This window comes from Nocardia sp. bgisy134, from assembly GCF_965341865.1.
Taxonomy (GTDB): domain Bacteria; phylum Actinomycetota; class Actinomycetes; order Mycobacteriales; family Mycobacteriaceae; genus Nocardia.
The window spans coordinates 61,074-74,604 of the sequence record NZ_CBDQZP010000013.1 but is presented as its reverse complement, the minus strand read 5'-3'; the positions used below and the strand labels follow the sequence as shown (position 1 = coordinate 74,604).

The following is a 13,531-nucleotide window of genomic DNA, read 5'->3' as shown; positions in this document are numbered from 1 at the left end:
GCTGACTCCTGAGGATCGCCGTGCGTCACGGCTGCGGGGCGGAGGGATGGACGACGACCTTGCCGGTGAGGGTGCCGTCGATCATGAGCTGGAAGCCCTTGTGAATGTCGGTGAGCGGCATGGTCCGATCGATCACCGGTCGCACCCCGGTGGCTTCCATCATGCGCAGCATCGCCACCAGCTCGGCGCGCGTACACCCGGTGGAACCGAGGATGCGCTGTTGCAGATAGAAGACCCGGTTGAGCGCCGCGGACGGATCTCCACCGCTGGTCGCGCCCGCCACCACCACCGCGCCGCCGGGCCGCAGCGACTTCAGCGAATGTTCCCAGGTGGCCGCGCCGACGGTTTCGATGACGACGTCGACGCGTTCGGGCAGCCGCTCTCCGGTCGGCACCGCCAGTCGCGCACCCCATCGCACGGCCGCGGCGCGTTTGCCGGCGCTGCGGCTGGTCGCGTACACCACCGCACCCGCGGCGGCGGCGAGCGAGATCGCGGCCGAGGCGACACCGCCACCGGCGCCTTGCACCAGAACCCGGTCGCCAGGCTTGATCTCGGCCTTGGTGAACAGCATTCGGTAGGCGGTGGTCCAGGCGACCGGCAGGCATGCGGCTTCGTCGAACGACAGCCAATCCGGCTTCGGGATCAGATTGCGGCGCGGCACCGCGACGTACTCGGCGAACGTGCCGTCGTAGCGTTCCGACATCAGGGCCCGCGCCGGATCGAGCGTCTCGTCCCCGCCGCCCGCGTCGGAATCGGCGATGACCGGATGCACGATTACGGGGTTGCCGTCGCTGTCGTGGCCTGCCGCGTCGCAACCGAGCACGATGGGCAGCCGGTCGGCGGGATGGCCGACTCCGCGCAGGGTCCACAGATCGTGCATGTTCAACGACGTCGCCGCGACCCGCACCAGCGTCCAACCCGGTTGCGGCTGCGGGATTTCGACATCGTGCACCACCAGACCCGACAGTGGGTCGGTAGCGCTCTGGGAGATGGCTTGTGCAGCGAGCATGCCGCCACCGTCGCCCGAACAGGGCGGTCGAGAACAGTCGTCGTGCCGTCCTGCGGAACGGTTGCTGGATAAGGCAGGCGTTCGGCGGCTTTGCTGATCGGCATGACCTCCACCATCGAACCCACGTCCGGTCGCGACGCGGCGTGCGCGGCCCCGTGCGGTGCGCTGCGACGCCCCGCGGACCTGGTCCGCACCGTCGATGTCTCGGGCCTGGTCGACGCCGAGGGCGGTCTGCTCGATCGCGCGATCTTCACCGACGAGCAGCTCTACCGACAGGAAATGCGCCGGGTGTTCGCGCCGAGTTGGCTGTTTCTGGCGCACGCCGAGCAATTCCGCAGACCGGGCGACTTCTTCACCACGTTCATGGGCGAAGACCCGGTGATCGTGACGATGGACAAGAACAAGCGCATTCGGGCCTATCTGAATTCGTGCCGCCATCGCGGCGCTCGCGTGTGCCGCGCCGATTTCGGCACGACCCGCAATTTCACCTGCACCTATCACGGCTGGGCCTACGACCTGGACGGGCGGCTGGTGTCGATCCCCAATCGCGAGGGCTACCCGGATTCCTTCGACGCCGACCAGTGGGGGCTGGTCGAGGTGCCCCATGTCGAGTCCTATCGCGGCCTGGTCTTCGGCACCTGGCATCCGCGGCCGATGAGCCTGCGCGAATACCTCGGTGAGATGGCCTGGTACATGGACGCGATGCTCGACCACGACGACGCGGGCACCACGGTCGTCGGCGGCGTGCACAAATGGGTGCTCGAAGGCAATTGGAAGCTGGCCGCCGAACAGTTCGCCACCGACTGGTACCACGTCAACAGCAGCCACGCGTCGGCGCTGATGGTGCTGTCGCCGACCAAGAATCCCAAGACCGAGGTCGTGCATCGCAGCGGCCGCCAGTACGTCGGGCAGAACGGGCACGGCGCGGGGTTCCCGGTGCATCCGAAGAACCGCTTCAACGCCAAGACGGTGCACGAATGGACCGACTACGACGCGTTGCGCGCGCGGTTGGGCGATGCGCGCGTGGAGGGTCCGCTCACCGACGGCCACGCCACGGTGTTCCCGAACTTCTCCTACCTTCCGGTGATCGGCACCGTCCGGGTCTGGCATCCCAAAGGACCCGATCGCATGGAGGTCTGGTCGTGGACGGTGGTCGACAAGTCGATGCCCGAGGAAGTCCGTGAAGCCCAGCGGCTGTACAACCTGCGCACCTTCGGACCCAGCGGCATCTTCGAGCAGGACGACGGCGAGAACTGGAGCGAGGTGCAGGCCATCTCGCACGGCTTCATCACCAATCGCGTCCCGTTGAACTACCAGATGGGCATGGGTTCCGAGCGGGACGACGGCCGCCATCCCGGCCGGACCAGCGAGCTCTACAGCGACGCGGCCGGGCGCGCGTTCTACGGCCGCTGGCGGGACCTGATGAACACCCCCGCCTGGCACGAGGAGGAAATTCGTTGAACACCACCGGAATCCGGGTCGCGGCACTCGACGACATCCCCATCGGCGAAGGCATCGCGATCGACAGGTCGATCACCGGCACCGCGGACCACATCGCGCTGCTGCGCGACGACGACGGCGCGGTCTACGCGTTGAACGACACCTGCCCGCACGAGGTCGCTTCCCTGGCCGAGGGCTGGGTGGAGGGCGGATTCGTCGAATGCCCGATGCACGCCAGCAAATTCTGTTTGAAAAGCGGTGCGGTGCAGAGCCTTCCGGCGACAGAGGACGCGCGCACCCATCGTGTCGAGGTGCGTGACGACGAGGTGTTCGTCTTCCCGGGTGAGACACCGTGACCGCCGTCGCGATCGTCGGTGGCGGTATCGCCGGAGTGAGCACCGCGGCGGCGCTGCGCTCGGGTGGATTCGTCGGCGACATCACCCTCGTCGACGCGGGAGAGTTCCCCTACGATCGGCCGCCGCTGTCCAAGGACTTCCTGACCGGCGCGAAGACGCTGACCGACATCGCATTACAGCGTCCGGGCTGGTACGACGACAACAAAGTACGCCTGATCACGCGGCGGACGGTGACCGCGTTGCGGCCGGGCACCGGACAGGTCGAGCTGTCCGACGGGACGGCGGTGACGGCCGATCGCGTCGTGCTGGCGACCGGCGGCCGAGCGGTGCGCCCACCTGTCCCCGGCGTGCAGAGCGAGCGGGTCCACGTGCTGCGCACCGCCGAGGACGCGCTACGCCTGCGTGCGCAGTTGCAGCCCGGAGCGCGCGTGCTCGTGGTCGGCGCCGGATTGATCGGCGCCGAAGTCGCGTCCACCGCAGTCGATCTGGGCTGCGCGGTGACGCTGGTCGATCCGGTGCGCCCACCGCTCGCGGCGGCCGTGGGGCCGATGACGGCCGACTGGCTGCACCGTCAGCACGCCCGGCGCGGCATCGTCACCATGCGGACCTCGGTGCGGTCACTGCTCGACGATTCGGGCCTGATCCATGCCGACTTGGCCGACGACCGCGGCAGCCACACCTTCGATCTGGTCGTCCTCGGCGTCGGCATGGCCCCCGACACCGCGATGGCCGTCGCGGCCGGACTCGACGTCGATCGCGGAATCCTCGTCGACCACACCCGCACCACGAGCAACCCCGCGGTGCTTGCGGTCGGTGACGCCGCGCGCGTGCGCCGCGACGGGATCGCCCTACCGCGGGCCGAGCACTGGGAAGCGGCCCAGCAGGACGGGGTCCGCGCCGCGGCCACGATCCTCGGCATCGATCCACCCGCCGACGGCGCGCCGTGGTTCTGGACCGACCGCCACGGCGTGCACGTCGAAGTGGTCGGTGCGATGGCCGAAGCCGAACACACCGTCTGCCGAGGCGTTTTCGGTGAACCGCCGTTCTGCGCCTTCGGGCTGTCGGGGGATCGGGTCGTCGCGGCGGTCGCGGTGGGCGATTCGACCGCGGCGCGTGCCGCGCGTCGCCTGATCGACCGCGCCGTCGCGGTGCACCCCGAGCAATTGACCGACACCGCAGTCGACCTCAAGCGGCTGGTGCGCGGATGAGCCGCCCGCGCGCCCTCATCGAGAAGGGATACCCGACGCCGTGAGCACCATCACCGCACCCGGTGTCAGAGCCGACCGCGACATCCACTTCGAGGTGGAGCAGTTCTACTACCTGGAAGCCGAGCTACTCGACGACGGGAGGTTCGCCGACTGGCTCGACCTGCTCGCCGACGACCTCGACTACTGGATGCCCACGCGTACCAACCGATTACGACGCCAGCAGGCGCTGTCGGTCGCCGCCCGCGGCGAGGCCGCCTATTACGACGAGACCAAGGACAGTCTGGCCTGGCGGATTCGGCGCTTCGATTCCGGAATGGCATGGGCCGAGGACCCGCCGTCGCGGACCCGCCACCTGGTGACCAATGTCGTCGCACACCACGTGGATCCGACCGAGCATCCCGGATTCACACCGCGGGACCTGCTGGTGCGGTCGGCGTTCCTGGTCTACCGCAACCGCCTGGAGCACGAGGAGAACGTCTTCGCCGGTCGGCGTACCGACGTCCTTCGTCGCCGCGGTGACGGCCTGCTGGTCGCCCGCCGCAGCATTCTGCTGGACCAGAACGTTCTGCGCGCCAAGAACATTTCCACATTCTTCTGATCCCGAAAGGCACAGCCATGTCCGCCCCTTCCGGCCTCGACCACACACCACTGACGTTCACCCGTCACACGATCGCCACCACCGCCGGGTCGATAGCCGTCACCGAGGTCGGCGCCGGGCCCGCGCTGGTGATGCTGCACGGCGGCGGCCCCGGCGCCTCCGGCGTCAGCAACTATCACCAGAACCTGCCCGCGCTCGCCCAGCGATTTCGGGTGATCCTGCCCGACCAACCGGGATTCGGCGACAGCTACCGCCCGACCGAGGTCGATCTCGACCGGCACTCGATCACCGAGATCGCGGTTACCGCTATCTTCGAGGCACTGGACCGACTCGAGGTGCGACGTTTCCACCTGCTCGGCAACAGCCTCGGCGGCGCGGCCGCGATCGCGATGGCGCAGACCCAACCCGACCGTATCTCGGGCCTGGTGCTCATGGCGCCCGGCGGTGGCTGGCTGCCCTTCGGACCCACCCCGACCGAAGGGCAGAAGGAGATGTTCCGCTACTACAACGGCGGCGGGCCGAGCGAGAAGAAGATGGCCGCCTTCATCCGCACCATGGTCTTCGACCACAAACAGTTCGGGCAGGACGTGGTCAAGGCCCGCTACGATGCCTCGCTGGAGCAGAGCCACATCGATTTCTATCACCGGTACAACGCCGCGTTCGGCAAACGGCACGGAATGGACCCGCTGTGGCGGGATCTGCACAAGATCACCGCACCCACCCTGCTGCTGTGGGGCCGTGACGATCGGACCATCACCCTCGACGGCGCCCAGATCATGCTCCGCAACATTCGCGACGTTCAGATGCACATCTTCGGATCCTGCGGACACTGGGTGCAGCTCGAGCGTGCCCGTGAATTCGAGCGCCTGGTCGGCGATTTCCTGGGAGAGCTGTCGTGACGGGCTGGCTCGAGGGATACGTCGCCCTGGTCACCGGAGGCGGATCCGGAATCGGGCGTGCCGTCGCCGAGCGGTTCCTCGCCGAGGGAGCCTCGGTCACCGTCCTCGGCAGAGACCTCGACCGGCTGGAGAAGGTCGTCGCCGACAGCGCCGATCCCGAACGGATGCACGCGGTCGAAGCCGACGTGCGCGATTCGGGGCAACTGCACGACGCGGTCGCCGAAACCGTCTCCCGTTTCGGCAAACTCGACACCCTCGTGGCCAACGCGGGCATCTGGGACTTCCAGCGTCAGCTCACCCGGCTGACCCCCGCCGAGCTGTCGGACACCTTCGACGAACTGTTCGCCGTCAACGTCAAGGGGTACCTGCTGGCCGCCGAGGCGGCCTGGCGTGCCCTGGTCGAGACCCGCGGCAGCATCGTGATGACGCTGTCGAACGCCTCCTTCTACGTCAACGGCGGTGGACCCGTCTACACCGCGAGCAAGCACGCCTGCCTGGGCCTGATGCGTGAACTGGCCTACGAACTCGCACCCAAGGTCCGCGTCAACGGCGTGGCATGCGGCGGCATGAACACCGACCTGCGCGGCCCGGAATCGCTTGCCATGCACGGCCGTTCCCTGGCCGATTCCTTTGCCGAACGGCCCGCGAACGCCGCGCCCCCGCCGATCCCTCTGCACGACTCCAGCGTCGACCCCCGCGATTTCACCGCGGCATACGTGCTGCTCGCCTCCCGCGAACAGAGCGGACCCATCACCGGCCAGGCGTTGGCGGTCGACGGCGGCATCGGCGTCCGTGGCTTCGCGACGCCTGCCGGCGGCGACCACTTGTGAATCGCTGGTCGAAAGCACCGACCCGGCGAGGTCGAGCCGCGGGCTGGTCCGAATTCACCGCCGCGCTGTCCATCGCCGGGCCTGCCCGTCATCTGGACGCCGACCGTATCGAACCGGTGCTTGGCGGACCTGCGCGGCGTCACGAGCCTGATCCGACCATGTCGGTGGACCGAGTGCGTTCGACGCCACCGACGGCGTAGATTGTGTGTATCCCGAGGTTACTCACAAGTAGGAGGCAAGGATGCCCGCGCCGGAAGCCGGAGTCTTCGACCGTCTGAGCGCGCTCGCCGCGATCGACGATCACGAAGCTCGCTCGCGCAAGACGATCGCCGAGACGTTCACCGGCAAGCCGCTCGGCTCGGTGCCGGTCGGCACCGCGGAGGACGTGGCGTCGGCATTCGCGAAGGCCAGGTCCGCGCAGGCGCGCTGGGCCGCCCGCCCCGCCGCGGAGCGCGCCGCGGTGTTCGAGCGTTTCCGCGCGCTGATCATCGCCGAGCGCGAATCCCTGATGGACGTCATCCAGGCCGAGACCGGCAAGGCGCGCTGGGCGGCCCAGGAAGAGATCATGGGCATGATGTTCGCGGCCCGCTACTTCGCCAGGGTCGCGCCCGGACTGCTGCGGCCGCGGAACGTGCCCGGCGCCTTCCCCGTGCTGAACCGCGCCGCGGTGCACACCCAGCCCAAGGGCGTGGTCGGCGTGATCTCGCCGTGGAACTACCCGATGGTGCTGTCCATCGGCGACTCGATACCCGCTCTCCTCGCGGGCAACGCGGTGGTGGTCAAGCCCGACAGCCAGACCCCGTACTCCGCGCTGGCCGCCGCCGAGCTGCTCTACCGTGCGGGCCTGCCGCGCGACCTGCTCGCCGTGGTGCCCGGCCCCGGCTCGGTGGTCGGCACCGCCATCGTGGACGCCTGCGACTACCTGATGTTCACCGGCTCCTCGGCCACCGGCCGGGCGCTGGCCGAACAGTGCGGGCGCAGGCTCATCGGCTTCTCGGCCGAGCTGGGTGGCAAGAACCCGATGATCGTCACCCGCGGCGCGAACCTGGACAAGGCCGCCAAGGCCGCGGTGCGCGCGTGCTTCTCCAACGCGGGTCAGCTGTGTATCTCGATCGAGCGCCTCTATGTCGAGAAGGCGGTCGCCGACGAGTTCACCGCGAAGTTCGTCGCCGCGGTGCAGGGCGCGAAACTGGGCGCGGCCTACGACAATTCGGCCGACATCGGCAGCCTCATCTCCGAGGCGCAGCTGGAGACGGTCACCAAGCACGTCGCCGACGCCACCTCGAAGGGCGCCAAGGTGCTCGCGGGCGGCAAGGCGCGCCCCGACCTGGGCCCGCTGTTCTTCGAGCCGACGGTGCTCGCCGACGTGACCGACGAGATGGAGTGCGGTCGCAACGAGACCTTCGGCCCGCTGGTGTCGATCTACCCGGTCGACTCGGCGGAGGACGCCATCCGGCTGGCCAACGACACCGAATACGGCCTCAATGCCAGCGTGTGGGCGGAGAGCAAGTCGGCGGGCGAGAAGATCGCGCAGCGACTGCATGCCGGCACCGTGTGCGTCGACGAGGGCTACGCCCCGGCGTGGGGCACCACCGCGGCCCCGATGGGCGGCATGGGCATCTCCGGCGTCGGGCGCAGGCACGGCGCGGACGGCCTGCTGAAGTTCACCGAGCCGCAGACGGTCGTGGTCACCAGGTTCATGAATCTGGATCCGCCGCCGATGGTTTCGCACGACCTGTGGCAGCGCTTCCTGATGCTCGTCGCGCGCAGCCTCCGGTTCCTGCCCGGCCGCTGATCCGCGCACGGCCTGCCGGTGTCGCCGACTGGTGAGGTCGCCTATTCATCTGTCGCAGATTCGCGCCCCGGACGACGCCCGTCTGAACCACAGCTCCGGACTGACGGGTGTGCATGCCGGAACAGCTCTGTGTTGGTTTGCAGGCGCGGGCTTGTTCGGCGGTGATCCCGACGACCGGGGCGGGCATCTGTTGGACGTGCTGGCGCATTGCCGATGTCCGGCCCGGAACATTCGGAACGCCAAGGACTTTCAGCAGGCCGCCCAGCGTCTCCGGATACATCGGTTGTCCTGCCCGCAGGCTGATCCGGCTACCGGGGCAGTGATCAGGCGTCGAGAGGCGCATACCACTGCGCGTTGCGCAGCAGGATCCGCGTGCGGGGGTTGCCGTCCCACTCCACATCGAGGCCGTGCTTCTCCAGGCGTGGTACCGCGTCATCGGTGATCACGGTGTTGAGATCGGCCAGGTAGGCGGCCTCTTTGTCGGCTTCGGACAGTTGCGAATACGCCTCTTGGTCGAAGTCCGCCGGCGGGAACAAGCCGTAGTTCAAGTACACATAGCCGCTGTCGACGAGTGTCTCGGTGTCCTGCTGGTGGAAGAAGACGTAGCCGCGCCAGTGCCGGGAGCCGTTCATTTCGCTACCGATCTCGGCGGTACCACACGTGCCGCAGCAGGTGAAGTTTTGCCGGGCGAGGATGCCGGCCTCGTTCAGCTCCCCAAAAGCTCGATCGAGGTTGGTGCCGGTCTGCTCCGGCGTCCACTGCGCCTGCTGCTCGATGCGGGCTTCGCGGGCCGTCTCGAACGCCGCGTAGAGCCGGTCGCCGGTGAGATCCCAGCCCTCCTGCTCGGCATCGACGAATTCGTCTGCATCGGCATTGCCCGCCACCAGCCACGACCAGATTTTCTCGGTCAGCGCCTGCTCGTCGGCGGGGTCCAAGCCGTATCCGGTGAGGGCGAAACCGGCGGGCATCTCGTTGTAGGGCCACAACGTCACGGTGGCGGAGCGTAACACGCAGACGACGTGGCAGACGGCGATGTGGTGCGGTACAGAGGGAGGGACATGGTCCGGATGGAGCCGTAAACGGCGCTGCACGCGGACAATCTGCCTGTCATCGCCCTGGATCGGTACCGGGCCAGGGGAACATTTTTCCAATCTCCGGAGTGACTGATCGGTCGATAGTGGTGTTCACCTCGGGTGCGGTCGGCGAGCCGAACGCAACTCGAACCCCTTACCCCGATAGACGACGAGAGGACACGTGTCGTGATCGATATGGAAACCTCAGCGCAAAGTGCTGGAGAGCAGTCAGCGGCGATGAGACTGCTGCTGGCTTGCGGTGTCGTTGCTCCGCTGCTCAACATTGTTGTCATTCTCGTCCTCGGGGCTGTACGCCCTGACTACAACGCCTGGGTAGTCCCCGACAGCAACCTCGAACTGGGGCCTGGTGGGTGGATGCAAGTAACCAACTACATCGTCACCGGAACGCTCCTGCTCGCTTTTGCCATCGGGATGAGGCTGCTTCTGCGTACAGGACGTGGTTCCAGCTGGGGGCCCATCCTGCTCGGCATCTATGGCTTCACCTTCGTCGCCATCGGGCCTGTCCTTCCCGACCCGTCGCTAGGTTACCCACCAGGAGCGTCCGAAGCGCTAACCATTCACGGCGCCATTCATAGTCTCTTAGGTCTGGTTCAGTTCACTTCGCTGACTGCGGCTTGCTTCGTGTTGGCACGGCGCGATGAGGCGCTCGAAAGTCGGGCCTGGTCCTGGTATTCGGTTGCCACTGGCCTGCTGGTCGTCACCTCTTATGTCGCCTTCGTCCTCACCGCCAAATTGGTAGACGAGGGACCAGCGGGGCTCATTGAACGAATTGGGATCATTGCCGGCGGCATGTGGGTTGCCTTGTTGGCGATCCGCCTGATGAGCCAAGCACCAACCACCCGACCCGCACCCTGAACGCGAAAACCGTGCTCTACCAGGCAGCTACGCCATATCCGCCCGATTTTCGGCCGGTCGGCGGCCCCCTGCCGCCGGAATTCGACCGCGTCTTCGGGGCCCTGGCCGGCTCGGTCTGCGGTCGAGCCGGCCAGATCCCCGTCGCCGGCTCTCAGGTGAGCCGGTCGGCACCGGTGGGCGGCGGCGGGCCTGCCGCCAATGCCGCCGCTTCCTCGTCGGTGAGCAGCCGGGACCGGATGAGGAAACGCACGCCGAGGGGCGCCTCGAGCGAGAAGCCGCTCCCGCGCCCCGACACCACGTCCACGGTGAGGTGCGTGTGTTTCCACAGCTGGAACTGATCGGCGCTCATCCAGAATTCGGTGTGCCACGGTAGCTGCCCCAGCAGCACGTCGGCGGCACCGACCCGGAATTCGCGGGCCGGGAAGCACATGGGCGAGCTGCCGTCGCAGCATCCGCCGGACTGATGGAACCGCACCGGCCCGTGGTGTTCTATCAACCGGCGCAGCACCACTCGCGCCGCGTCGGTCATGCCGACGCGATGAACCCGGTTCTGCATGAGAGTGATCCGATTCCGCATCAGAAGAATCCGAGCTTGGTAGGGGAGTAGCTCACCAGCAGGTTCTTGGTCTGCTGGTAGTGGTCGAGCATCATCTTGTGGTTCTCCCTGCCGATCCCGGACTTCTTGTATCCGCCGAAGGCGGCGTGCGCGGGATAGGCGTGATAGCAGTTGGTCCACACCCGGCCCGCTTTGATCGCCCGGCCCATCCGGTAGGCGGTGGCGCCGTCCCTGGTCCACACGCCCGCGCCGAGGCCGTAGAGGGTGTCGTTGGCGATCCGGACCGCTTCGTCGACGGTGTCGAAGCGGGTCACCGCGACCACGGGTCCGAAGATCTCCTCCTGGAAGACGCGCATGGTGTTGTCGCCCTCCAGAATGGTGGGCTGAATGTAGTACCCGCCGGGCAGTCCGTCCACCTTGCGTGCTTCCCCTCCGCTGAGTACGCGGGCGCCCTCCTGCCTGCCGATGTCGATATAGGACAGGATCTTCTCGTACTGATCGTTGCTGGCTTGGGCTCCGATCATGGTGGCGTCGTCGAGCGGGTGCCCGCCCTCGATGGCCGCGGTCCGCTCCAGGCAGCGAGCCAGGAACTCGTCGTAGATGGACGAGTGGATCAGCGCGCGCGACGGGCAGGTGCACACCTCGCCCTGGTTGAGCGCGAACATCACGAAGCCTTCGACGGCCTTGTCCAGGAACGCGTCGTCGTCGGCCATGACATCCGGCAGGAAGATGTTGGGGCTCTTGCCGCCCAGTTCCAGGCTGACCGGGACGATGTTCTCGCTGGCGTACTGCATGATGAGCCGCCCGGTGGTGGTCTCGCCGGTGAACGCGATCTTCGCGACCCGCGGACTGGTGGCCAGCGGTTTGCCCGCCTCGACGCCGAAACCGTTGACCACGTTCAGGACTCCGGGCGGCAGCAGATCGGCGATCAACTCCACCACGAGCAGGATCGAGGCGGGCGTCTGCTCGGCGGGCTTGAGCACCACGCAGTTCCCCGCGGCCAGGGCGGGCGCGAGTTTCCACGCGGCCATCAGGATCGGGAAGTTCCATGGAATGATCTGCCCGACCACGCCGAGCGGCTCGTGGAAGTGGTAGGCGACGGTGTCGGCGTCGATCTGGGAGATGCCGCCCTCCTGGGCGCGGATGACGCCGGCGAAGTAGCGGAAATGGTCGACCGCCAAAGGCAGGTCGGCGGCCAGGGTTTCGCGGACCGGTTTGCCGTTGTCCCAGGTTTCGGCGACCGCGAGCGGCTCGAGGCTGTTCTCGATGCGCGCGGCGATCTCGAGGAGAATGTTCGCGCGCACGGTCGGCGAGGTCGCGGCCCACGCCTCGGCCGCGTGATGGGCGGCCTCCAGCGCCATATCGATGTCGGCGGCGCTGGAACGGGCGACAGAGCAGAAGGTTTCCCCGTCGACCGGGGAGGGATTGTCGAAGTAGCGGCCCTCGATCGGAGCGGCCCAGTCGCCTCCGATGAAGTTGTCGTAGCGGGTGGCGTAACCGACTATGGCGGCGTCGGAACCCGGTTTGGCGTAGATCATCGCAATCACTCCTCGCGCGAAAGCCATCGACGCACGCCACTATGAACGGCGAAGGTTGGCGGGAGGTTGGTGGCCGGGATCAACTGTGCCGGGCGTTGTGCAGCCGGGCGGCGACGACCGCGCGGCGCACGTCGTCGGTGGGCAGCAGCCGCAAAGCGTGCTCGTGCACCGCGATATCGCCCCCGGCGCGCTCGCCGAAGGCGATGGCGTGCTCGGGTCGATCGCTGGCCAGGACCGCGGTGCGAATGCCGACATCGAGGTAGTCGCGCCATTCGACGACGCCCGGGGTGTCGGAACCGGGGAGCAGCGGGCCGCGATAGTGCCACACCGCGCCCGAGGTGTCGCCCGAGGTGATGGCGGCGAGCAGGTCGACGGCGTCGCAGGACAGCGGTCCGGTCAGGGTGTAGCGGCGGTTGGCTATCTCACCTCCGGTGGCCCGGCGCAGATGCGAGACATCGGCTTTCAGCGTGCTCGTCGAGATCGAGCGATCGCCGTACACCGCGGCGTGCAGCTGATCGGGGGTGTAGCCGTCCGGCTCCAGCGCGAGCAGAGCGAGGATCTCCAGCTGCCGCGGCGGCAGCGGCACCGGCCTGCCGTGGCGCAACAGCCGTGCGGTGCCCAGACATTCGAGCCGCACCCGCTCGGCGGGTGGCGGCGCGCTCGTGCGCAGCACCGCCTCGACCGCCGTGACCAGTGATCGCACCGAGGCCATCGCCATCGGATGCGAGCGGCTCCAGTCGCTGGACAGATCCAGCACGCCGAGCAGCCTGCCGTCCGGTGCGTGGATCGGCGCGGCATAGCAGACCCAGCCGTGCAGCGCGGCGACGAGGTGTTCGGCGGCGAACACGGTGGCAGGCTGGTCGTCGTGCAGCGCGAGGGACAGCCCGTTCGTGCCCATATGGCTTTCGTCCCAGCAGCCGCCCGGCGCGAAGTTCACGTCCTCGGCCCGGCGGCGCAGCTTCCGGTCACCGCCGGACCACAGGACCGTGCCCGCCGCGTCGGTGACCACCGCCAGGTACTTCGCGTCCTCGGCGATGCTGCGCATCTGGCCCGCGAGTTCGGTGACGGGGCCGCGCAGCGGGGATTCCGCCCACCGGTCGTCGACCCGGTCGAGTCCGGGTGCGACGGTGCGGCCGGGATCGACGGTGTGCAGCGAGCGCTGCCAAGAGCGTGCCACGTCGGTGCGAAGCACGCTGGAATCGGGACGGATTCGCGCGCGAGGCCCGGCGGTCGATGCCCACCGGGTCCATTCCTTTTCCAGTTCTGCCCGCTGCCGGGTGAGGGTGCGCGACGGTGCCACCTCGGAAAACCCTTGTCGTCGAGTGAACTCGCCTCGTGGACCCATCATGGCGG

At 67.9% G+C, this 13,531-nt stretch carries 13 protein-coding genes; 8 read left to right on the top strand and 5 right to left on the bottom strand.

All coding sequences use genetic code 11. The features are described from left to right. Positions 1–25: 25 nt before the first annotated feature. The gene (locus tag ACRWNM_RS22700; protein ID WP_431970075.1) at positions 26–1,009 is read right to left on the bottom strand and encodes a zinc-binding dehydrogenase; all 984 of its coding nucleotides are present in this window, start codon (positions 1,007–1,009) and stop codon (positions 26–28) included. 288 nt (positions 1,010–1,297) lie between these two features. Here ACRWNM_RS22700 and ACRWNM_RS22695 point away from each other — a divergent pair, with 288 nt between their 5' ends. The 7 genes from ACRWNM_RS22695 to ACRWNM_RS22665 all read left to right on the top strand — a co-directional run bounded on the left by ACRWNM_RS22695 (position 1,298) and on the right by ACRWNM_RS22665 (position 8,135). Further along, positions 1,298–2,470, top strand: a complete 1,173-nt coding sequence (locus tag ACRWNM_RS22695; RefSeq protein ID WP_431970221.1) for an SRPBCC family protein — start codon at positions 1,298–1,300, stop codon at positions 2,468–2,470. Then, complete coding sequence (locus ACRWNM_RS22690; RefSeq protein WP_431970074.1) at positions 2,467–2,805, top strand: non-heme iron oxygenase ferredoxin subunit; 339 nt, start codon at positions 2,467–2,469, stop codon at positions 2,803–2,805. The genes ACRWNM_RS22695 and ACRWNM_RS22690 overlap by 4 nt, the downstream gene beginning before the upstream one ends. Then, the gene (locus tag ACRWNM_RS22685; protein WP_431970073.1) at positions 2,802–4,013 is read left to right on the top strand and encodes an NAD(P)/FAD-dependent oxidoreductase; all 1,212 of its coding nucleotides are present in this window, start codon (positions 2,802–2,804) and stop codon (positions 4,011–4,013) included. Before ACRWNM_RS22690 ends, ACRWNM_RS22685 begins: the two co-directional genes overlap by 4 nt. Positions 4,014–4,053: 40 nt before the next feature. Further along, entirely contained in the window at positions 4,054–4,611 is a 558-nt protein-coding gene (locus ACRWNM_RS22680; protein WP_431970072.1) for a 3-phenylpropionate/cinnamic acid dioxygenase subunit beta, read from the top strand. Between the two features lie 17 nt (positions 4,612–4,628). Continuing rightward, a complete protein-coding gene (locus ACRWNM_RS22675) occupies positions 4,629–5,510 on the top strand; it encodes an alpha/beta fold hydrolase (protein WP_431970071.1) in 882 nt (293 codons plus the stop codon). Next, the gene (locus tag ACRWNM_RS22670; protein WP_431970070.1) at positions 5,507–6,340 is read left to right on the top strand and encodes an SDR family NAD(P)-dependent oxidoreductase; all 834 of its coding nucleotides are present in this window, start codon (positions 5,507–5,509) and stop codon (positions 6,338–6,340) included. Before ACRWNM_RS22675 ends, ACRWNM_RS22670 begins: the two co-directional genes overlap by 4 nt. Positions 6,341–6,581: 241 nt before the next feature. Beyond that, a complete protein-coding gene (locus ACRWNM_RS22665) occupies positions 6,582–8,135 on the top strand; it encodes a succinic semialdehyde dehydrogenase (protein WP_431970069.1) in 1,554 nt (517 codons plus the stop codon). Positions 8,136–8,458: 323 nt separating this feature from the next. Here the strand turns inward: ACRWNM_RS22665 and ACRWNM_RS22660 are convergent, their stop codons facing one another. Next, positions 8,459–9,127, bottom strand: coding sequence for a DUF6891 domain-containing protein (locus tag ACRWNM_RS22660; protein ID WP_431970068.1), 669 nt, complete (start codon positions 9,125–9,127; stop codon positions 8,459–8,461). 276 nt (positions 9,128–9,403) lie between these two features. On the opposite strand from ACRWNM_RS22660, the gene ACRWNM_RS22655 reads away from it, so the two are divergent. After that, a complete protein-coding gene (locus ACRWNM_RS22655) occupies positions 9,404–10,084 on the top strand; it encodes a DUF998 domain-containing protein (RefSeq protein ID WP_431970220.1) in 681 nt (226 codons plus the stop codon). Positions 10,085–10,235: 151 nt separating this feature from the next. Here ACRWNM_RS22655 and ACRWNM_RS22650 read toward each other — a convergent pair whose 3' ends face one another. From ACRWNM_RS22650 to ACRWNM_RS22640, 3 genes are all read right to left on the bottom strand, one after another. Beyond that, positions 10,236–10,640 carry a DUF779 domain-containing protein gene (locus tag ACRWNM_RS22650; RefSeq protein ID WP_431970067.1) on the bottom strand — a complete coding sequence of 135 codons (405 nt, stop codon included), beginning with the start codon at positions 10,638–10,640 and terminating at the stop codon, positions 10,236–10,238. A gap of 20 nt (positions 10,641–10,660) precedes the next feature. Further along, on the bottom strand, positions 10,661–12,178 hold the full coding sequence (exaC, locus tag ACRWNM_RS22645) for an acetaldehyde dehydrogenase ExaC (RefSeq protein WP_431970066.1): 1,518 nt from the start codon (positions 12,176–12,178) through the stop codon (positions 10,661–10,663). Between the two features lie 79 nt (positions 12,179–12,257). Further along, positions 12,258–13,355 carry a transcriptional regulator gene (locus tag ACRWNM_RS22640; protein ID WP_431970065.1) on the bottom strand — a complete coding sequence of 366 codons (1,098 nt, stop codon included), beginning with the start codon at positions 13,353–13,355 and terminating at the stop codon, positions 12,258–12,260. Positions 13,356–13,531: the final 176 nt, after the last annotated feature.

Excerpts from the sequence above, each read along its gene's own strand:
- ACRWNM_RS22650 (WP_431970067.1), bottom strand. The coding sequence starts at position 10,640 with ATGCAGAACCGGGTTCATCGCGTCGGCATGACCGACGCGGCGCGAGTG.
- ACRWNM_RS22655 (WP_431970220.1), top strand. The coding sequence starts at position 9,404 with ATGGAAACCTCAGCGCAAAGTGCTGGAGAGCAGTCAGCGGCGATGAGA.
- ACRWNM_RS22700 (WP_431970075.1), bottom strand. The coding sequence starts at position 1,009 with ATGCTCGCTGCACAAGCCATCTCCCAGAGCGCTACCGACCCACTGTCG.
- exaC (WP_431970066.1), bottom strand. The coding sequence starts at position 12,178 with ATGATCTACGCCAAACCGGGTTCCGACGCCGCCATAGTCGGTTACGCC.
- ACRWNM_RS22675 (WP_431970071.1), top strand. The coding sequence starts at position 4,629 with ATGTCCGCCCCTTCCGGCCTCGACCACACACCACTGACGTTCACCCGT.
- ACRWNM_RS22665 (WP_431970069.1), top strand. The coding sequence starts at position 6,582 with ATGCCCGCGCCGGAAGCCGGAGTCTTCGACCGTCTGAGCGCGCTCGCC.